This window comes from Geodermatophilus sp. CPCC 205506 (assembly GCF_051383635.1).
Classification (GTDB): Bacteria; Actinomycetota; Actinomycetes; order Mycobacteriales; family Geodermatophilaceae; genus Geodermatophilus.
In genome coordinates this window covers 24971-44826 of the sequence record NZ_JALPKP010000015.1, presented here as the reverse complement: position 1 = coordinate 44826, position 19856 = coordinate 24971, and the positions used below count along the sequence as shown (strand labels likewise).

Sequence of the window (19856 nt, the reverse complement as noted above, 5' to 3'; positions counted from 1 at the left end):
CCCCCGCCGTCCCGTCCCGGGCCACGGGGAGCAGACCCATCCGTCGGCCGGTCAGGCCGGAGTCATCCGGGTGGACCGCAGGCTGTGGTCCACCAGGTGCCCGATGGCTCGCACGGCACGAACCGGTTCGGCGTACGTCGGCACGCCGGCCTCGAGCAGATCGAGTCGAGGCTTACCGGTCCCGCCGGTCCAGGCGATGAGGAAAGGCTTGTCCGTGGCGTCGTGGTGCCGGACGCAGGTCTCGACCAGCTCCTCGGCAGCCCTGTCGGAGTTGCCCAAGACCACGAGCACCACGTCGGTCTCGTCGCTCTCCAGGGAGATCTGCAGGGTCTTGTCGAGGATCCCGACGTCGTTGATCAGCGCGCCGGTGACGTCGATCGGGTTGGCCGTCGAGGCGAAGAATGGCAGCAGCGCGGCCACCCGGGCCCGGGTGGCGTCGTCCCACGGCTCGATCTCGAGGCCGACGTCGACCGCGACGTCCGAGGCCAGCGCCCCGGCGCCGCCGCTCTGGGTCACGACGGTGACCCGGCGCCCGCGCACGCGGCGGCCAGGGGCGAAGGCGAGGGCCAGGTCGGCCATCTCCTCCATGCTCGTCGCACGGATGGCGCCGTGGCGCGCGAGGACCGCGTCGAACTCGGCGTCGTCACCGCCCCGGCTCCCGGTGTGCGCGCCGATGGCGCGCTGCCCGACCGAGGTCCGGCCCGCCTTCAGCAGAACCAGCGGCTTGCCCGCTGAGGCCGCCCGGGATGCCAGGCGCTCCAGCGCCGCCGGGTCGGTGAAGCCCTCCAGGTGGCCCAGCAGGAGCTCGACGTCGTCGTGGTCGACGAGGGCGTCGAGCACCTCGACGACCGTGATGTCCACCTCGTTGCCGGTGTTCGCGAAGAAGCGGACGCCCAGGCCCACGGACGTCATCGTGCTGTAGGTGAAGGTGCCGACCGCCCCGCTCTGGGAGACGAGGGCGATCGGGGAGTCGGGCAGGGCGCCCGGGGTGTCGAACGCCGTCGAGAACGTCGCGAAGGCCTTCTCGGGCAGGGCGAACGACCCCAGGCAGTTCGGTCCGAGCACGCGCATGCCGCTGCGGCGTGACGCCTCGGCCATGCGTTCCTGGGCCTCGACGCCCACCCCGTTCGGCGCCTCGGAGAACCCGGAGGCGAAGACCGTGGCGGCTCCCACCCCGGCCGCCGCGCACTCCTCGATCGCGCCGGGCACCTTGTCGGCCGGGACAACGATCACGGCCAGGTCCACCGGCCCCGGCACGTCGGCGATGCTGGCGTGGGCCGGCACTCCCTGGACAACGTCGCGCCGGGGGTTCACGGCGTGCAGCCCGCCGCCGTAGCCGAGCTTCTTCAAGTAGTCCAGCGGACGACCGGACAGCTTCTCGGGGTCGGACGAGGCGCCGTAGACGACGATGCTCCGCGGTGCGAAGAGCAGGTCGGCGACCGAGCGGCTCACGAGTGCACCTCGGTGCCGAAGGAGGGCTTGCGCCGTTCGCGGTGCGAGGCGACGCCCTCGACGACGTCACCACCACCGAAGCCGAGGAACTCGAGGCCGAGCGAGACGTCGAAGATGGAGCTGTTCTGCCGGTACCACCCGTTGAGCGAGTACTTGGTCCACCGGATCGCCTCCTGGGCCCCTTCACTGAGCCCCTTGGCGATCTCCCGGGCCGTGTCGAGCAACTCCTCTTTCGGCACCGAGAGGGAGACGAGGCCGGCCCGCTCGGCGTCCTGGCCCGAGATCTCCTTGCAGGTGAGAAGCAGGTACTTGGCCTTCGGCATGCCGCAGAAGAGCGGCCAGACCACGGCGTGGTCACCGGCGGCGACGCCGAGGCGGGTGTGGCCGTCGATGATGCGGGCGTCGTGCGCGGCGATGGAGATGTCGGCCATCAGCGCGACGACGAGTCCGGCGCCGACCGCGGGTCCGTGGATCGCTGAGATGATCGGCTTGCTGCAGTTGACAAGGTTGTAGAAGAGCTCCTTCGACTCGCGCATGATCTGCATGCGGAAGCCGTAGTCCTCGATCTGCTTGTCGATGAGGCCGAAGTCTCCACCGGCAGAGAAGGCCTTGCCCTCGCCGCGCACGACGACCGCCCGGACCGCGGGGTCCTTGTCGATGACGGTCCACACCGCCGGGATCTCCGAGTGGGTCGGCTCGTCCACGGCGTTGAGGTTGGGGCCACTGAAGACGACCTCGAGGACTCCGGGCTGGTTGTTCTCGAACTTCAGACGCGAGAACTGCTCCTGGTACTTCTCGATCACGAGGTCGTCCCTTCATCTGCGGGCCCGCCGAAACTGGGAGCCGATCACGTATCGTGTATTATATCTGTCCATGAGCGCCCCGGCCACCCCCCTCCCGCAGGACCGCCCGCTCGACGGCCTCCGGGTCCTGGAGTGCTCCAGCTTCGTCGCCGGTCCCTCCGGGTGCCTGACCCTCGGCCTGCTGGGCGCCGACGTGGTCAAGGTCGATCCGATCGACGGTCCGGCCGACATCAACCGGTGGCCCGTCTCCGGCCGCACCGGGCGGAGCCTCTTCTGGTCCTCCCTCAACCGCGGCAAGAGGTCCGTGGCCGTCGACCTCCGCTCCCCCGAGGGCCGCGAGCTGGTCGTCGCCCTGGCCACCCACCCCGGCCCCGACGGCGGCCTGGTGGTCGACAACAACGTCGGCCGGCCGTGGCTGACCTACGAGGCCCTGGCCGCCCGCCGGCCCGATCTCATCCAGGTCCACATCCAGGGTTACAACGACGGCCGTCCGGCCGTGGACTACACGGTCAACGCCGAGATCGGCGTCCCTGGCATGACCGGCCCGGTGGGCTCGGCAGAACCGGTCAACCACGTGGTCCCGGCCTGGGACCTGCTCACGGGCATGACGGCGGTCACCGGCCTGCTGGCGGCACTGCGCCGACGCGACCGGAGCGGGGAGGGCTCCTACCTCGCCCTCGCCCTGGCCGACGTGGCCCTGGCCGGTGTCGCGTCCATGGGATGGCTGGCCGAGGCGATCGAGCAGGGCGACCGGCCCCGCCACGGCAACCATCTCTACGGCAGCTTCGGCGTCGACTTCGCCACCAGCGACCAGCACCGCGTGATGGTGGTCGCGCTGACGGTGCGCCAGTGGCGGAACCTGGTGCAGGTGACCGGGACGGACCGTGTGTTCAAGGCCCTGGAGGAGGCCGCCGAGGTGGACCTCTCCCTGGAGACCGACCGCTTCCGGATGCGCGAGACGATCGCGGCGGTGATGCGCCCGTGGTTCGCGGCCCGGACGGTCGACGAGGTCACCCACGAGCTGGACGACGCCCACGTGCTGTGGAGCCGCTACCGCACGATGTCCGAGTCCGTCCGCGAGCTCGCCAAGGACCCGGTGACGAGCGTGGTGACCGAGATCGACCAGCCCGGCATCGGGACCATCACGTCCGCCCGCTCCCCCATCCGGCTCGGTGGGAACTGGACCGACCCACGGCCCGCACCCCGGTTCGGTCAGGACACCGATCAGGTGCTCGCCGACGTCCTGGGCCTCGCCGACCACGAGATCGCCGGCCTCCACGACCGCGGCGTCGTCGCGGGTGCCGCATGAGCGCCCCCTCCGCCCGCCGGCCCCGCCGTGCGGTGCTGAGCGTCCCCGCCAGCGAGCCACACAAGATCGCGAAGGCGCTGGCCGCGCCGGTCGACGAGGTGGTGGTCGACCTCGAGGACGCGGTCGCGGTCAACGAGAAGGACGCCGGCCGCGGGAACGTCGTGGCCCTGGTCGGGCGCGAGCACGGTCTGCTCGCCGTCCGCGTCAACGCCGTCGGCACGCCCTGGTACGAGGCCGACGTGCTCGCCTGCGTCGGCAACCCGGCGGTCGACTCGATCGTGGTCCCCAAGGCCGAGGACCCGCAGGCGCTGCGCGGACTCGCGGACCGGCTCGACGAGCTGGAGGCGGGCACCGGGCGGGCCGTCCCGCTGGAGGTGCAGGCGCTGGTGGAGTCGCCCTCAGGGGTGCACCACGCCGTACAGATCGCCGCGGCGAGCGACCGGGTCGCTGCCCTGATCCTCGGGTACGCCGACCTGTCCGCCTCGATGGGCCGGCGGGTGGAGGCCTCCTGGCAGTTCGCCCAGGACGCCGTGCTGCTGGCCGCCCGCCTCGCCGGCGCGCAGGCGATTGACGGACCCCAGCTGACCATCGCCGATGACGAGCCGCTGGCCACTGCTGCCACCACGGCCGAGGCGCTGGGCTTCGACGGGAAGTGGGTCATCCACCCCGCCCAGGTCGGCACCGTCCAGCGCGCGTTCACCCCCTCGGACGACGAGGCCGCCGAGGCCGCCGAGATCGTCGCGGTCCTCGAGGCCGCGGCGGCCGAGGGGCGGGGCGCCCTGCAGTGGCGGGGCCGGATGCTCGACGAGGCGGTGGCCGTCCGGGCCCGGCGGACCCTGGGACGCACCACCCCGGAGAGGGAGGACCAGCAGTGAAGCACCTCGTGGAGGGCCCTTGGTTCGACGACCTCTCGGTCGGTGACGTCTTCACCGCCCCGTCCATGACGCTCACGGCCGGCCGAGCCGGTGTTCACCAGTCGATCTTCGGCAGCCGCCTGCAGCTCTCGCTCGACGAGCACCTCGCCCGGACGGTATCGGGCCGTGCCGTGGCCGACCCAGCCTTCGTCACTGACGTCGCCATCGGCCAGTCGACACCAGTTACCCGCCGAGTAGTGGCCAACCTCTTCTACCGCGGCCTGGCTTTCCGCCGGCTGCCGGCCGTGGGTGACACGCTGCGCACCCGCACCGAGGTGGTCGGTCTGAAGCAGAACGCCAGCCGGCCAACCGGGCTGGCCGCGCTGCGGATCACCACCCGTGACCAGGAGGACCGGCTGGTGCTGGACTTCTGGCGCTGCGCGATGCTGCCGCTCAGCAGTCCAGATGCGCGGACCGGTCACGGGGACGACCTCTCCGCCATCGGGACGGCGCCCGACCTTGGTCCCCTGCTCGCGCACCTGGGCGAGTGGGACCTGGCGCGGTGGCAGCCGCCGTCGGGTCCGGAGGTCGTGGCGGGCGCGAGCTGGGAGCTGCGGGCCGGCGACGTGGTCACCGGCGCCCCCGAGCTCGCCCGGCTGACGCTCAACCTGGCGCACGTGCACCACGACCGGTTCAGCCAGCCGGCGGGCCGCCTGGTCTACGGCGGTCACACCATCGGGCTCGCGCTCGCTCAGGTCACCCGGACCCTCCCCCAGTTGATCACCGTCGCCGGCTGGCACGGGTGCGACCACACCGGTCCGGTCCGCGAGGGCGACACCCTCGTCTCGCGCATCGAGGTCACCGGCGTCGCCGACGTCGCGCCCGGGCTCAGGGCGGCCGACCTCCGGGTCCTGGTCAGGGCCCGCAGCGAGGAGCAGGACCGGGACGTCCTCGACTGGCGTCCCGTCGTCGTGCTCCGCTGAGTCGGCGCGGGCGGCTCGACGTGCTCCCGCACTGAGACGCATCCCGTGAGTCCGTCGTCCGCCGCTTCCCGTGCTCCCGCGGCTGTCTGGGTGTTCCGGGTGGCGAATGGGTAGGTCGAGCCGCGCAAACGGTCGTCGCTGGTGACCGGACGTGTCACTAGCCGGGCACGGAGCCGCCGGTCAGGCGGCCGTCGGGGTGGCGGGGACCACCCGGGGCGGAGCGGGCACGGCGAGTGCGGCGAGGATCGAACTGCACCGGGATCGCTGGAGGCTCTGGTGTGCCCCGCGACGAAGTCCTCCGCTTCGCCGAGACCTACGGGTGCCGTTCACCAACAACAGCAGCGTGCGTGACGCCGGCCTCACCGTCCTGCGCATGCTCGCCGACGGCAACCCCTGGATGCCAGACCTGCGGATGAGCTGAGAAGTCACCCCGGGAGGTCACCGAGCTTGAGGCCTCGATGCGGCTCCTCGAAGCCCACGGTTCTATCCGGTTCGCCGCGCCCATGGCCCCTACGGCGGCCCCCAGCTCGCTGCGGTGGGAGGTTCATCGCCGTGCCGCAGAAGCCGCAGAAGCCTGGGGCTGACCCCCTTGTGCGGCTTCTGCGACTTCTGCGGCACGACCTCGACTTGTGTCACGCTGCTCGGCACGAGGCGGCACCGGGGACGGAGCCACCGACGAACGACGAGCCCCGACCTCGAGGGCGGATTACCTCGCGACGGTCACGACGTCTGCTGTGTCAGTCGACCGAACGGCGGCCGCCTGCGCCGGCTTGCCGTAGCGTTCGCGGGTGAAGATCGCCGCAATGAACGAGACCAGGTTCGCCGCGCTGATGTAGAGCGCGATCGACACCCACGAGCCGGTGGACTCCAGGAGCCAGGCGGCGATGAGGGGTGCGAGCGCACTTGCGATGAGCGTTCCGAAGTTGTAACCGACGGCGAGCCCGGAGTAACGCACCTTGGCGGGGAATGCGTGGGCGAAGGTCGCGGGCAGCGCCGCGTTGTTAGCGGTGTGCGGGATGAAGAGGATGATGAAGCCCAGAATGATCAGCCCCGTTGTACCGGTGTTGAGCAGTGGGAGCCAGATCCAGGTCGCAACACCCATGCCGATGAAGCTGGCGAGCCAGATCACCCGACGGCCGACGATGTCCGTCAGCCATCCCCAGGTCGGGATCCCGACGACGAGGACGATGTTGACGATGAGCACGCCGGCCAGGATGGCGTCGCGGTTGATTCCCGCGCCGGACGCGTAGGTCAGTGAGAAGACCGTGGCGACGTAGTAGAGGATGCCGCTCCCGGGAATCATCAGTGCGACCCCGAGAACGGTCCAGCCGTGCTTCCTCAAGACCTCACCGAGCGGGACCTTGACGACCGCATCGACTTCCTTGGCTACTTCGAACTCAGGGCTCTCGTCCAATCGGAGCCGGATGAACATGCACACTCCGACGAGGACGGCGCTGAGCAAGAACGGGATGCGCCAACCCCAGGAGAGAAGCTGGTCCTCCGGCAACTGCGTGATGCCGAGGAAGACGAGGTTCGCCAGGAGGGTGCCCCACCCGATGCCGCTCTGGACCAGCGAGCCGAAGAAGCCCCGGCGCTTGGGGTATGCATGCTCGATCGCCATCAGGACCGACCCGCCGTACTCACCGCCGAGGGAGAAGCCCTGGAGCAGGCGGAGCACGACGAGCAGGAGCGGCGCCCAGATGCCGATCTGGTCATAGGTCGGCAGCAGGCCGATACAGAACGTGGCACCGCCCATGAGGGACAGCGTGACGATCAGCATGCCCTTGCGGCCGAGCTTGTCGCCGAAGTGTCCGAAGACGAGCGCACCGATGGGCCGGGCGATGAACGCGACGGCGAAAGTCCCCAGGGAGAGCAGGGTCCCCGCCGTCGAGCTCACGTTGGAGAAGAAGAGGTCCTTGAATATCAGTGCTGCGGCGAGACCGTACACAGCGAACTCGTAGTACTCGAGACTGTTGCCGACGACGCCTGAAAAGAGCGCCCGTCGTTCCTGGGAGCCGATGCGTGACCCCGTCCCGGAGGGTGCGTTCATGCCGGAGGGTGTGTTCATGCCGATGATCCCTTTCTAGGTGAGGACTGGGTAAGACGTCGAGCAATGCGCGTCAGCGCGCGGGCGAGCCAGCATCGACCGCGATGGTCGTGATAGCTACGAACAGCACCTCCTCGGAGGCCAGCAACAGCACCGCGTTCGAAATGTCGATGCGCCCGACCCACGGGATCGGCATCGCGTCGTTGACTTCGTATCGCTCGTTCACGACCTCCTCTGTCCGGCCCACGGGAGTCACGTCGGTAAGTAGGGAGGGAGGTCGAAGACCGCGTCGTAGTGAAGCCTTCACGGTTCGCATGGTGGTCGGATCGACCGATGGGGCCGGACTTCGAGCTGGTGATGATGATCGAAACCCCGCTCGACGCCCTCCGGTGGGGTGTCGCCGGTTTCGCGGCGGCGGGAGGATGCCCGAGCGCACCAGGTCCTCCTTGCCGCCTGGGATCCCGCACCGCCCTACGACGCTCGCGGCGTCCACCAGGGGCGCCGCCGTACCCAAGTGATCCAGGGTCTCCATTGGACTCGGACATGGACCTCAAGCGAGCGGGCCAGAGGAGCCGGATCCGGTACGCGCGCGGGCGGCCACTCCAAGGAGGTCGGGGTGAAGCCTGCCTTTCGTGATCCACGCCAGGACCGGGCGTTCTCGGCTCGAACCGCGCGAAGGGTTCTGCCGATCGCGAGGTAGGTGGACCGCGCCGAGTTGCAGGCGACGACCGCCCGGTTCTCGTCGCGTTGGGATGAAGCGCCCGCATGTAATCCTCCAGGAGCGTCAGGTGTGACCCGGCATACAAAATATATGATGTTTGGACGTAGGTCAATGCCGTGGGAGGCGCGAACGTGAGTGCTAGCCGTTAGTGCTCGTCTCGCCACGCGCTGTGCCTCTGCACCGAGGACCCGTCGGTCAGCTTCTGGAGGCGCGCTGGGTCGCGAGCGGCGGACGAAGAGTTCGAGGAGGGTGAAACACCAGACCTCATGCGTGGTCGGGCACAGCTGTCGTCCTCGTCGGCGGAGCAAGCGGGTGACCACCTGCGCCGGCTTCCTGACCCGCGCGGCGGCGCGGTTTGCCGCCCACGGAATCCCTTCGCCGGGTCCTGACCGACAACGCCAAGAGCTATCGCGTCGGCAAGGCATGGATCGCCGCCTGTCGGCAGCTCGGCATCGGCCGCCGGTTCACCAAGCCCCGCCGGCCCTGGACCATCGGCGAAGCCGAGGATCAACCGCACCCTGCACCGAGTCGCATTGCTTGGGACGTCGCCCCGAGCAGCACTGTTCATGGCCGCGAACGAGGCCGCGTTTCACCGACGCAGAACTGGTGGCCGACGGTAGTTCGTGCGTTGGCGGCGGGTGACATTGAATCCCCCCAAGGCGACGGGGTCAGGCCGCCCTCGAGGCGATCTGGAGAGCAACCGGGTCCCTGGATCGAGGGCCAGTCACATCGTCAGCCGATGAGACGAAGACGCTCCATCACGGCGCACAGATCGTCGACCTGCTCGAGGTGCAGCAATGAGTCGACGACTGCCTCAGCGTCCTGTGCGGCGAGCACTCCCTCGGCGTTGTGGTGGAACTTTTGGACCAGCGCATCGGTGGTCATGTAGGTGGAGGGATCAGGCGACGGGCTGCCCTTCGGATAGCGGCGCTCACCGACGAATGTGGTCCCACGCGCCACCACCTCGACCCGAGACGGACGCGCGGACGGATCCTTGGACACGGCCGTGGCCCAGTCAGGGTGCGCCTTCCAGGCGATCCTGGTTTTGAGGCCGAGGACGGATGGACTGTTGATGATCGAGGGATCGTGCCACTCCTTGCCGGGAGGGACCAGGTGAGCAGCCAGTGCGAGCCCGTGCACAAAGCTGAACTGGGCGTCGTACGGCCTCTCGATGATGTCGCTCATGAAGGTCGGGAACTGCCCTACCCACTCCTCACCCCAGGCCGTGAGCGACTCGATCTCCCCAGGTTTGATGTCATTGGCCCTCACTACTTCGATCAGAGCGTCGAAGAGCGCATGGGGGACTCGACAGTGCGGATAGGGCTTGAAGAACGACTCCGACGGGAACCGCCAATCGATTCCGAGACCTGACGTGAGCTCGGACGGTTCCCAGCGCCGCGTGCCGATGAAGCGCGGGTACCCGAACTCCTCGTCGTCGAGGATCCGCTTGTCCCCGCGGTGCCCCAGGTCGGCCATGTAGGCCGCGGTCATGCCGCTCATCGCCACCCCGCCAGGCATCAGGCTGTTCTTGATCGTCGTGCTCGGCGCGTGCATGAGCCATGCCCGATGACCGTTCACCGGTGAGGTTGCCCCGGCGATGCCCAGGGCGTCGGCCACGGCCTCCTCCTGCATCCCCTTGAGCATCGCGGCTGCTGCGGTGGTCCCGAACACCGTGCTGCTGTATCCGAGCACAGGTGACGTGTGCGCCTTCCCGTCCTTCACGTCGCGGTTCTTGTCCATCGCCTTGGCGAACCTGTAGGACATCTCGTGGCACACAGCGACAGCGGCCACCACCTGTCCCCCTGGACGATGGAGTCCCTCCCCCATGGCGAGGGCCACGGGCACGACGTAGGGCGCCACGTGCCCGGGGAGTGCGATGGGCTCGAAGTCGAGCGCGTTCATCAGCTCAGCGTTCGCAAAGGCTGCACCGTGGACCGATGTCCTCCCCGCGACACCGATGATCGTCGCCTCGTCGCGCTCGCCTCCCAAGACCCTGCCGTAGTCGACGCCGGCACGACCCGCCGGGTTGTCGGTGGCGGCCAGGGCGCAGCCGACCGTGTCCAGGATGATCCGTTTGGATTCCTCTGCCACCTCGTGAGGCAGGGCCTGCGACGCGCTCGCGGTCGCGAACTCGGCGAACTTTTCGATGTGGGTGGGTGCCACGGAGCACCTCCTCGGGCTCGGTCCACTCGGTGCATCACGGGAGCAACGGATTACGGGTTGCCCATTGTGGTCAGAAGGGCGGCGAGCACCCTGGTCGGCTGAAACCTCCGAAGCAGCGTCCGCTTCTGGCGCTGCGCGACTCCCGCTGAGAAGACGCTGCCGAAGTGGGTCCTCGGCCCCTGTCCGTCCGTGGGGCATCAGCGCAGGGGCAGGCCATGTCGTCGTCGCCTTCCCCGCCGCATCGTCCTGCACCCGAGACTTCCCCACCCCGGCGCTAGTTCGGGACCACTCCGACGCCACCCTCGACCGGGATGACCGTGCCGGTCACGTACGACCCCGCACGCGAGGCCAGGAAGATGGCAGCGCCAGCGAGGTCGTCCGCCGCGGCCTTCCGGCCGAGCGGGATCTGGGTCCTGATCTTAGTGTCCGTCGTCTGGCTCATCCGCTTCTCGAAGAGGCCCGGGGCGAGGACGTTGACGGTGATGCCCGCGGACGCGAGCTCGGCCGCCAGGTGCCGGGTCAGCTGGTGGATGGCCCCCTTTGAGGCGGTGTAGGCGAAGGAGGGCCGCTGCGGCACGAGGTACCCGCGGATCGATCCGACGTTGATCACCCGCGCCGGGTCCTCCCGCGTGGCGGCCGCCGTGAGCAGCGGCAGTAGCGCCTGGGTCAGGAAGAACGGCGACTTGAGGTTCACGTTCATCACCGAGTCCCACTGCGCCTCGGGGTAGGTGGCGAGCTGCTCGTGCCAGGTGCTGCCGGCGTTGTTGACCAGCACGTGCAGCTTCGACTCCCGCTCGGCCAGATGCCGGGCGAGCTCGAGACACCCGTGCGTCGTCCCGAGGTCCGCGCGGACCGGGATGCACTCGCCGTACGAGCTCAGCTCCTCTGCCGAGGCCTGACACTGCTCGAGGTCGCGAGCGCAGATGTAGACCCGCGCACCCGCGCGGACGAAGCCGCTGGCGATGGCACGGCCGATGCCTCGCGACCCGCCCGTCACGAGCACCGCCTTGCCCTCGACACCGAAGAGCTCACTCAGTGTTGCACTGGCTCTGGTCGACATTGCTGCCTCTCGAGAGTAGAAGGGCCCGGTGCTCGCGTGCGGCGCAACGAGCGCGCGTGCTGGAGCGCGGCGGCGCTCAGGGTCGGCACGAACCGGGCAGGTCCATGGCTGCCGCCTGCGTCAAAGGGTGGTCCCGTGACCGCCGTCGACGGGGAGCATCGCCCCGGTGACGAACGAACCGGCCCGGGAGGAGAGGTAGATCGCGGCACCCGCGAGGTCCGGGCCCTCCGCGAAGCGCTTGAGCGGGATCGGCGCCAGCAACTCCTCGGCGCCCTCGAGCTCGATGGCGTTCTCCAGCAACTGACTGCGGTAGCGCCCAGGCGCGACCACGTTGACGGTGATGTGCTTCGGCGCCAGCTTGAGGGCGAGGTGCCGGGTCAGCATGTGCACCGCCGCCTTGGACGAGGAGTACGCGTAGGTCTCGTGCTCCGGAACGTGGAAGGCGTCGATTGAGCCGATGTTGATGATCCTGGCCGGGTCGTCGTGCCGCGCCGAGGCCTCCAGCAGGGGCATCATCGCCTGGACGAGGAAGAAGACGCCCTTGACGTTGAGGTCGAAGACCTTGTCCCAGCCGGACTCGGGGTAGTCGGCCAGCTTCTCCACCCAGATGTTCCCGGCGTTGTTCACCAGCACGTCGACGCGCGACTCGCGCTCGGCCAGCTGCGCGGCGAAGGCACGCGCGCCTTCTACGCTGCCCAGGTTCGCGCTGAGGGGCTGACACTCGCCGTGCGCCGACAGCTCGGCGGCAGCCTTCTCGCAGTCTTCTGCCTTGCGGGCGCAGATGTAGACGGTGGCCCCGGCCCGGACGAAGCCCTCTGCGATCCCGTAGCCGATGCCGCGACTGCCTCCGGTCACCACCACGACCTTGCCGGCGACGTCGAAGAGCCTCGTGGGGTCCGTCATGCCTGTCCTCCTGGAGTTACTGATACCATCCGGCACAATATACAAAGTATGATAGCAGTGGGATCGACGACCATCCGGACGGAAGCAGATGCCGAACAGCACCGAGATCATGGCCCTGCTGCAACTCGAGGAACTCGGGGGCACCTGCTACCTGGGCGGTCAGCCCCGCGAGTCGTCTCTGGACAAGGTCTACGGCGGACAGCTGTTCGGCCAGGCGCTGGTCGCGGCGCAGCGCACCGTCGACCCGGGCCGGTCTGTCCACTCGGTCCAGGCCTTCTGCCTCGAGCCCGGCGACCACGGATCCCCGGTCCGCTACCAGGTGGAGTGCCTCCGCGACGGGCGCTCCTTCTCTGCGCGCTCGGTGCTGGCCACGCAGGAGGACCGACTGCTGATGCGCTGCACCGCCTCGTTCCAGCCCCATGAGCCGGGGCTGGCACATGCAGGGGCCATGCCCGACGTGCCTCCACCCGCCGCTCTGCCGACGATCCAAGACACCATCCGCAAGTTCAGCGAGCTGCCCGACGAGCCCTGGCGCAGGGAAAGGGCGGGTCTGGACATCCGCTACGTCGTGACCGAGCGGACCGGTCGGCGCGGCCCCGGACCGGGCATCCAGCAGATCTGGATCCGCGTGCAGGACCGGCTTCCAGACGACCCCGTCGTGCACCGGCAAGTGCTGACCTATCTCAGCGACATCACGCTCCTGAACGCCTCACTGATCCCGCACGGGGTGGTGGCGGGCGCACCAGACCTTCCACGAGCGACCCTCAACCACACGGTCTGGCTACATGCCGACGTCCGGGCCGACGAGTGGCTGCTCGTCGACCAGCGCTCGCCGTGGGCCGGCGGCGCCCGCGGCCTTACCTTCGCCGAGGTATTCACCGCCGACGGCGTGCACGTCGCCTCGCACGCCCAGGGGGCCTCGTCCGGCCCCGGGGCGAGCTCCGCGAGCGACTGGGGGTCGCCTGAGATGAGCAACCTCCCCTTCGACGGCATCCGGATCCTGGAACTTGGCGGCTACGTCGCGGCGCCCTACGCCACCTCCCTCCTCGTCGCCCTGGGCGCTGACATGGTCCAGGTCGAGCGGCCCGACGGAGGCAACGCCTTTCGCCGCGGCGAGGAGGACCGCCACACCTACTTCCGGCAGTACAACGCCGGCAAAAGGAGCCTGGCGGTGGACCTTAAGCATCCCGAGGGGGTGGCGCTCGTCAAGGCGCTGGTGCCCCGCTTCGACGTCGTCATGGAGAACATCCGGCCCGGCACGCTCGCGGCCCTGGGCCTGGGCCCGGACAGCTACAGGGCCCTGAGGCCCGACCTCGTCGACGCCTCGGTCACTGGCTTCGGCGCCGAGGGGGCGCTGGCCAAGCGGCCGTCGTACGACAGCATCGCCCAGGCGTTCAGCGGGCTCTACTGGGTACGGAGCGACGCCCGCTCCCCTCAGATCTCGGGTACCTGCCTGGCCGACATCGTCGGTGGGCTGGTGAGCGAGACCGGGGTGCTGGCCGCACTGGTCGGACAGGGGCGCACGGGCCGGGGGCGACGGGTGGAGACCTCCTTGATGGAGGCGGTCACCACGCTGACCCTGGATGCGATCACCCAGTTCCACGACGACGACCACCGCGACCCCCGCCGCCAGAGCCGCCATCCCCAGGCGCAGAGCTTCGCCCTGCCGACGGCCGACGGGCCCGCGATCACCCTCCACCTCTCCTCCTCCGAGCGGTTCTGGCAGGGGCTGGTCCTGGCGATGGACCGCCCTGACCTGGCCGAGGACCCTCAATTCGCCACCTACGACGACCGGATCCGGAGCCACTCGGAGTTGGCGAAGATCCTCGCCGAGAATTTCCTCCGCCGGCAGGCGTCGGACTGGCGGGCCCGGCTGCGGAACTGCGACGTCCCCCATGCACCGGTTCTCACCATCTCCGCCTTCCTCGACCATCCCCAAGCCCGCCTGCTCGACCTGATGGAGCCGGAGGACGACGGTGTCGCGCTCGTGCGACCCCCGTGGCGGTTCGACGGCCACCGGCCGGGACGGCCGGGCTCCTCGCCCCGGGTGGGCGAGCACAGCCGAGAGATCGTCGGCGAGGCCGACGACCCCGAACGGGTCGAGCAGCTCATCCGCATCCGGGTACTCCACGCCGCAGGCCCGGACGCCTCGTGAGGACCGATACGGCCACACGGTCGCGGGCTCGCGACGTCGCCCGCCTGGTCTTCCCCGGCGTCGTCGCCATCTCCATGAGCGTCCCGTCCCTGCTCCCGGGCGCCCTCGCCTTCGACATGCGCGACGACTTCACCCTGAGCGCGGCGGAGATCGGTGCCGGCGTCTCGGGCTTCTACCTGCTGTCGACCCTGTCCACCCGGCTGGCCATGCCCGTGCTGGGCCGGGCCAGCCCGATGGCCATGACGCGGGCTGGCCTGGCGCTGAGCGCGGCAGCGGTCCTGACCGCCGCCCTGCTGGGCAGCAAGGCCGGGCTGCTGGGGATGTGCGCCGTCGCCGGCTTGGCGAACGGCGTCGCGACGCCCGCGGCGAACATGCTCATCGCCCTGACCGTTTCACCCCGTCGCCACGGGGTGGCGTTCGGGCTCCGCGTCTCGGCGGTCCCGGGGGCGGCGGCCCTTGCCGCCGCCGGCGCGTACGTCGTAGCGCACACGGCGCTGGGGTGGCGCGGGCTCTGCACCGCCCTCGCACTCGGGCTGCTCACGGTGCTCGCGGCCTCCTTCGCCGGCTCCTCGCCGCGACTGCAGCACCCGGCGCAGGGCACGGCGGAGAAGCGCGGCGGAGGACTGACCTCACTGCGACTGCTCGCGCTCGGCGGGCTGCTCGCTGCCACCGCGTGCTCGGTGCTCTCCCCCTTCCTCGTCGAGGGGCTGATCGCCGGCGGGGCCGATCCGGGGGACGCCGCACTGCTGCTCGCCATCAGCGCTTGGGTCGCGGTTGCCGCCCGCATCTCGGCCGGAGTGGTGGCCGATTGGTTCCCCTACCCGGTCCGGCACGTCTCCAGTGCCGCATTGATGATGGTGGCCGCCGCGGTCGGCATGGTCGGGCTGGCGCTCGGTCGCGGTACCACCGTTCCGGCTGCCGCGGCGCTGCTGACCTTCGGCATCGGCTTCGCCTGGCCCGGCCTGTTGCACCACGCAGCCATCACCCTGCATCCGGGCCACATGGCCCGGGCCACGTCGTCCATGCAGATGGGCACCTACGTGGGCGCGGTGCTGGGACCCCTGGGATTCGGGCTGCTGGTGCAGCTCGGCTCCTACCGGCTCGCCTGGTCCGCCACGGCAGTCGTCGCCGTGCTGGCGGCCGTCATCTTGCTGGTCGGCAGGCGCAGAGCCGATGCGTCCTCGGCCGTGTCATCGACGCGGGTCCCGCGGGTCCCGCGGGTCCACAACGCATAGTCCTCCGGCGTGTCGAGGTCGGTTGTCAGTCCCACGCTCCGTGTTCGCGCCCGCAGATACCCCGCCCTGGCGTGCGCCACCGCGGAGCTGGCGCCGAAGGCGATCGCCGGCAGCACCTCGGGCCCGTGGAGCAGCATCGTGGTCCCCGTTCCGGCCCGGTCGGCGACGAACAGGGCCGACCCGCGCTTCTCGAACTCGCGCACGAGCTGGTCCAGGTCCGCGGAGCGCAGGTAGGGCAGGTCGGTGACCGTCACCAGCACCGGGGCGTCAGGTCTCCCGGCCAGCGCGTGCTCTCGTCCCAGACCTGCTGCCCGGTTGATCCCCGACACTCCCGGCTCGTCAACCACCGAGGCACCGAGGCCCCGCGCGGGCCGCGACGGCCCTGTCACTCGTGACGACGTGGATGCTCCCGACCCCCTCGGCGCCCACTGCGGCGCCCAGGGTGGCCGACGCCAGGTCGAGGGCCGTCCGGCGACGGTCGATCGCTGCACCGGCCAGCCGCGTCTTGGCCGAACCGGTGGCCTTGGCGAGCACCACCACTGAGACCCTCCGCGTCCCCCTCACGGCTGTGCGAGGGCGCTGACCGGCCTTACCTCCGGCGCCCCGTACGTGGTGGTGCGCTCGCGGACAGGGCGCCCGACGCCGGCGGCGATCTCGGTGAGCTCGGCGACCGTGCGGGCCGAGCCGTGCTCGGAGCCGGCCATCCGGGAGATGGTCTCCTCCATGAGCGTGCCGCCCAGGTCGTTGGCGCCGGCGCGCAGCATCGCTCGCGTGCCATCGGTGCCGAGCTTGACCCAGGAAGTCTGGATGTTGTCCACCAACCCGTGCAGCATGATCCGGGCCACCGCGTGCACGGCGAGGTTGTCCCGCAGGGTCGGGCCGGGGCGGGCCACGCCGGCGAGGTAGATCGGTGCGCTTGTGTGCACGAACGGCAGTGGAACGAACTCCGTGAACCCGCCTGTGTCCTCCTGGATCCCGGCCAGCACTCGGAGATGGGCGACCCAGTGCCGGGGGTTGTCGACGTGGCCGTACATCATCGTCGAGCTCGACCGCAGTCCCACCCGGTGCGCGGTGGTGACGACGTCGATCCAGGTGGCCGCGGGCAGCTTCCCCTTCGTCAGCACCCATCGGACCTCGTCGTCGAGGATCTCCGCCGCAGTGCCGGGGATGGTGTCCAGCCCGGCCTCCCTCGCCCGGACCAGGAAGTCCTCGAACGACAGCCCGGTGCGGGCGGCGCCGTTGACGATCTCCATCGGCGAGAAGGCGTGCACGTGCATCCCGGGCACCCGGGCCTTCACCGCGGAGGCCAGCTCGAAGTAGGCAGTCGCCGGCAACTCGGGATCGATGCCGCCCTGCATGCAGACCTCGGTGGCACCGAGCTCCCAAGCCTCCTCGGCCCGGTCGGCGACCTGGTCCAGTGACAGTGAGTAGGCGTCGGCGTCGGTCCTGCGCTGGGCGAACGCGCAGAACCGGCAGCCGACGTAGCAGACGTTGGTGAAGTTGATGTTCCGGTTGACCACGTAGGTCACCTCGTCGCCGACGACGTCACGGCGCAAGTCGTCGGCCAGCCGGCACAGCGCCTCCAGGTCCGCCCCTTCGGCGGTGACCAGCGCCAGGGCCTGGGCATCGGTAAGGCCGCGCGAGTCACGCTCGGCCTGAGCCAGGGCGGCCCGGACGTCGCCGCCCAGCGGTGAGCCGCCCGTCGCGCCGGGGGTGTCGCTGGTCGAGGCGGCGCTGGCCGCGACCGCCGACCAGTCGCCGTAGACGTTGTCGAAGTCCGAACGTCGCCCGTCTGCGCGCCCGATGGTGTCGACCTCGGCGTGCAGGTCGACCCGGCCGACAGCAGCGAAACCGCCGTCCGGCTCCTGCCACGGCAGGCCCTTGGGTCGTACCACGGGGCGCGCCAGGCCGTCCTCGTCGGCCAGCGCCGCCACATGGGCGCGTACCCGGGGATCGAGCCACGGGCTGCCATCGGCCAGTGCGGCGCGGACGTACTCCGGGTGCACCGTCAGGCGGGCCTTCAATTCGAGGCCGCACCCGGCGGTGATTTCGCGCAGTCGCGCCACCGACGGCCAGGGGCGTTCGGGGTTCACGTGGTCCGGCGTCAACGGGGACACCCCGCCCCAGTCGTCCACCCCGGCGGCCAGCAGGGCGCGGCACTCGGCGAGCTCGACGAGGTTGGGCGGCGCCTGCACACGGGCCCTCGGGCCCAGCACGACCCGGGTCACCGCGATCGCCGCCCGGTACTCCTCCAAGTCCAGGTCGTCGGCGTGGCGCATCGCGGTGCCCGGCTTGGCCCGGAAGTTCTGGACGATGACCTCCTGCACGCCGCCGTAGGCCCGGGCCACCCGGCGGAGCGCGAAGATCGTCTCGGCCCGCTCGGCCAACGACTCGCCGATGCCGACCAGCAGCCCGGTGGTGAACGGGACCGACAACCGGCCCGCGTCCTCCAACACCCGCAACCGGACCGCCGGGTTCTTGTCCGGTGACCCGTGATGCGCCAGACCGCGGGTCTCGAAGAGCCGCCAGGAGGTGGTCTCCAGCATCATCCCCATCGACGGGGCCACCGGCTTGAGCCGGTTCATCTCCTCCCACGACATGACACCGGGGTTGAGGTGCGGCAGCAGCCCGGTCTCCTCCAGCACCCGCACCGCCATCGCGCGCACATAGGCCAGCGTGGAGTCGTAGCCCTTCTCGTCCAGCCACGCCCGGGCCTCCGGCCACCGGTCCTCCGGGCGGTCCCCGAGCGTGAACAACGCCTCCAAACACCCCAGCGCCCCGCCCTCCCGGGCGATGTCCAGGATCTCGTCCGGGGACAGGTACGGCGCGTGGCCCTCACGTGCAGCCTGGCCAGGCGTCTCCACGAAGGTGCAGTAGTGACACCGGTCGCGACACAACCGGGTCACCGGGATGAAGACCTTCGGCGAGTACGTCACCACCCCGGGGCGGCCCGCTGCCACCAGTCCGGCGTCGCGCACCCGCGCGGCGACGGCACACAGCCTGTCCAGCTGCTCGCCCCGGGCAGCCAGCAGCGCAGTCGCCTCATCGGCGTCCAGGGTGGCGCTCCGCTCGGCTCGCACCAACGCACGCCGTACCTGCTGCCCGGTGGGTCCCACCACGGTCCTGCCCTCCTCAGACGTCGGTGATCCGCACCCCGGCGTGGGCCTTGTAGCGGCGGTTCATGCTGATCAGGTTCGCGGTCAGCGCCTCCACTTGGTGGGCGTTGCGCAGCCGGCCTCCGTAGACGCCACGCATGCCGGGGACCACGTCGACCAGCGCCTGCACCAGGTCGGTCGCCTCCCGCAAGTCCCCGAGCACCAGCACGTCGCTGTCCACGGACTGGACCTCGGAGTCCTCCATGAGCACCGCGCTGACGTGGTGGAAGGCTCCCACCACCGTCGAGTCGGTCAGGATCGTCGCCGCCTGCTGGGTCGCCGACCCCTCCGCCACCGGCAGCGCGTAGGCGCCCTGCTTGTCGAACCCCAGCGGGTTGACGCAGTCGACCACGACCTTGCCGTCCACCTGCGGCTTGAGCTCGCGCAGCAGTTCGGCGTGGCCCTCCCACGGCACCACGACCAGCACCACGTCACCGGCCGCGGCGGCGTCGGCGTTCGAGGCGCCGGTCACCGCACCACCGGTGGACTCGGCCAGTTCGGCGGCGATCTTCTCGGCCCTCTCCGCAGCACGGCTGCCGAGCACCACCGTCAGGCCGGCGGTCGCGAAGCGTCGCGCCAGGCCACGGCCCTGCGGCCCGGTCCCGCCGAGGACGGCGATGGTCTTGTCAGTGATGCCGGTGTCGTTCACGGTGCTCCTCAGGTTGGGACGACACACGTCCAGGGCGGACGGGATGCGTCGGGGGGTGGGTCGACCACGCGGCCTGGGTCACCCGGGTCGAGAGCTCGTCTTGAAGACGACGGCGTAGGAGCGCCCGGTAGGAGTTGTCGTCGAGGACCTCGACGAGCTGGCTGGTGGACAGGTGTCGGCCGAGCCGCTCCTCGGGGTAGGCCCGGGCCCACTCCAGGGTCGCCGTGCGGCCGTGCAGCGGCTGCGGCAGCGCGGCCGGCTCGTACATCGCGTCCTCGTGTAGACGGACGGGAAGCCCTCCGAGTCGGCGCGGTCGACCTGACCGCAGTGGCGGATCATCAGCTTGCGACGCTCGTGCTCGATGATC

At 70.3% G+C, this 19856-nt stretch carries 15 protein-coding genes; 5 read left to right on the top strand and 10 right to left on the bottom strand.

All coding sequences use genetic code 11. The annotated features are described in order from the left end of the window. Positions 1–51: 51 nt before the first annotated feature. On the bottom strand, positions 52–1452 hold the full coding sequence (locus MY520_RS10730) for an acetate--CoA ligase family protein (protein ID WP_436692080.1): 1401 nt from the start codon (positions 1450–1452) through the stop codon (positions 52–54). After that, complete coding sequence (locus tag MY520_RS10725; RefSeq protein WP_436692079.1) at positions 1449–2255, bottom strand: enoyl-CoA hydratase/isomerase family protein; 807 nt, start codon at positions 2253–2255, stop codon at positions 1449–1451. Before MY520_RS10725 ends, MY520_RS10730 begins: the two co-directional genes overlap by 4 nt. Positions 2256–2325: 70 nt before the next feature. On the opposite strand from MY520_RS10725, the gene MY520_RS10720 reads away from it, so the two are divergent. Genes MY520_RS10720 through MY520_RS10710 form a run of 3 tightly spaced genes read left to right on the top strand, consistent with a single transcriptional unit; the run spans position 2326 to position 5401 of the window. Then, positions 2326–3564, top strand: coding sequence for a CoA transferase (locus MY520_RS10720; protein WP_436692078.1), 1239 nt, complete (start codon positions 2326–2328; stop codon positions 3562–3564). Beyond that, the gene (locus MY520_RS10715; RefSeq protein WP_436692077.1) at positions 3561–4439 is read left to right on the top strand and encodes an HpcH/HpaI aldolase/citrate lyase family protein; all 879 of its coding nucleotides are present in this window, start codon (positions 3561–3563) and stop codon (positions 4437–4439) included. The genes MY520_RS10720 and MY520_RS10715 overlap by 4 nt, the downstream gene beginning before the upstream one ends. After that, a complete protein-coding gene (locus tag MY520_RS10710; protein ID WP_436692076.1) occupies positions 4436–5401 on the top strand; it encodes a MaoC family dehydratase in 966 nt (321 codons plus the stop codon). Before MY520_RS10715 ends, MY520_RS10710 begins: the two co-directional genes overlap by 4 nt. A gap of 706 nt (positions 5402–6107) precedes the next feature. On the opposite strand, the gene MY520_RS10705 is transcribed toward MY520_RS10710, so the two are convergent. From MY520_RS10705 to MY520_RS10685, 5 genes are all read right to left on the bottom strand, one after another. Further along, positions 6108–7469, bottom strand: coding sequence for an MFS transporter (locus MY520_RS10705; protein ID WP_436692075.1), 1362 nt, complete (start codon positions 7467–7469; stop codon positions 6108–6110). A 52-nt stretch (positions 7470–7521) separates the two neighbouring features. Next, positions 7522–7674, bottom strand: a complete 153-nt coding sequence (locus MY520_RS10700) for a hypothetical protein (RefSeq protein ID WP_436692074.1) — start codon at positions 7672–7674, stop codon at positions 7522–7524. 1227 nt (positions 7675–8901) lie between these two features. Beyond that, positions 8902–10332, bottom strand: a complete 1431-nt coding sequence (locus MY520_RS10695; RefSeq protein WP_436692073.1) for an MmgE/PrpD family protein — start codon at positions 10330–10332, stop codon at positions 8902–8904. 274 nt (positions 10333–10606) lie between these two features. Next, entirely contained in the window at positions 10607–11392 is a 786-nt protein-coding gene (locus MY520_RS10690) for an SDR family NAD(P)-dependent oxidoreductase (protein WP_436692072.1), read from the bottom strand. 120 nt (positions 11393–11512) lie between these two features. Continuing rightward, entirely contained in the window at positions 11513–12295 is a 783-nt protein-coding gene (locus MY520_RS10685; RefSeq protein ID WP_436692071.1) for an SDR family NAD(P)-dependent oxidoreductase, read from the bottom strand. 88 nt (positions 12296–12383) lie between these two features. Between MY520_RS10685 and MY520_RS10680 the strand changes: the two genes are divergently transcribed. Next, positions 12384–14450, top strand: a complete 2067-nt coding sequence (locus MY520_RS10680; protein WP_436692070.1) for a CoA transferase — start codon at positions 12384–12386, stop codon at positions 14448–14450. Beyond that, entirely contained in the window at positions 14447–15685 is a 1239-nt protein-coding gene (locus tag MY520_RS10675; protein ID WP_436692069.1) for an MFS transporter, read from the top strand. The genes MY520_RS10680 and MY520_RS10675 overlap by 4 nt, the downstream gene beginning before the upstream one ends. Before the next feature lie 560 nt (positions 15686–16245). On the opposite strand, the gene MY520_RS10670 is transcribed toward MY520_RS10675, so the two are convergent. The 3 genes from MY520_RS10670 to MY520_RS10660 are packed head-to-tail and all read right to left on the bottom strand — an operon-like array spanning position 16246 to position 19757. Continuing rightward, the gene (locus MY520_RS10670) at positions 16246–18804 is read right to left on the bottom strand and encodes a bifunctional FO biosynthesis protein CofGH (RefSeq protein ID WP_436692068.1); all 2559 of its coding nucleotides are present in this window, start codon (positions 18802–18804) and stop codon (positions 16246–16248) included. 13 nt (positions 18805–18817) lie between these two features. Continuing rightward, positions 18818–19489, bottom strand: a complete 672-nt coding sequence (npdG, locus tag MY520_RS10665) for an NADPH-dependent F420 reductase (RefSeq protein ID WP_436692067.1) — start codon at positions 19487–19489, stop codon at positions 18818–18820. Further along, complete coding sequence (locus tag MY520_RS10660) at positions 19467–19757, bottom strand: hypothetical protein (protein ID WP_436692066.1); 291 nt, start codon at positions 19755–19757, stop codon at positions 19467–19469. Before MY520_RS10660 ends, npdG begins: the two co-directional genes overlap by 23 nt. Between the last annotated feature and the right edge of the window lie 99 nt (positions 19758–19856).

Excerpts from the sequence above, each read along its gene's own strand:
- MY520_RS10720 (WP_436692078.1), top strand. The coding sequence starts at position 2,326 with ATGAGCGCCCCGGCCACCCCCCTCCCGCAGGACCGCCCGCTCGACGGC.
- MY520_RS10715 (WP_436692077.1), top strand. The coding sequence starts at position 3,561 with ATGAGCGCCCCCTCCGCCCGCCGGCCCCGCCGTGCGGTGCTGAGCGTC.
- MY520_RS10705 (WP_436692075.1), bottom strand. The coding sequence starts at position 7,469 with ATGAACACACCCTCCGGCATGAACGCACCCTCCGGGACGGGGTCACGC.
- MY520_RS10690 (WP_436692072.1), bottom strand. The coding sequence starts at position 11,392 with ATGTCGACCAGAGCCAGTGCAACACTGAGTGAGCTCTTCGGTGTCGAG.
- MY520_RS10685 (WP_436692071.1), bottom strand. The coding sequence starts at position 12,295 with ATGACGGACCCCACGAGGCTCTTCGACGTCGCCGGCAAGGTCGTGGTG.
- MY520_RS10680 (WP_436692070.1), top strand. The coding sequence starts at position 12,384 with ATGCCGAACAGCACCGAGATCATGGCCCTGCTGCAACTCGAGGAACTC.
- MY520_RS10660 (WP_436692066.1), bottom strand. The coding sequence starts at position 19,757 with ATGTACGAGCCGGCCGCGCTGCCGCAGCCGCTGCACGGCCGCACGGCG.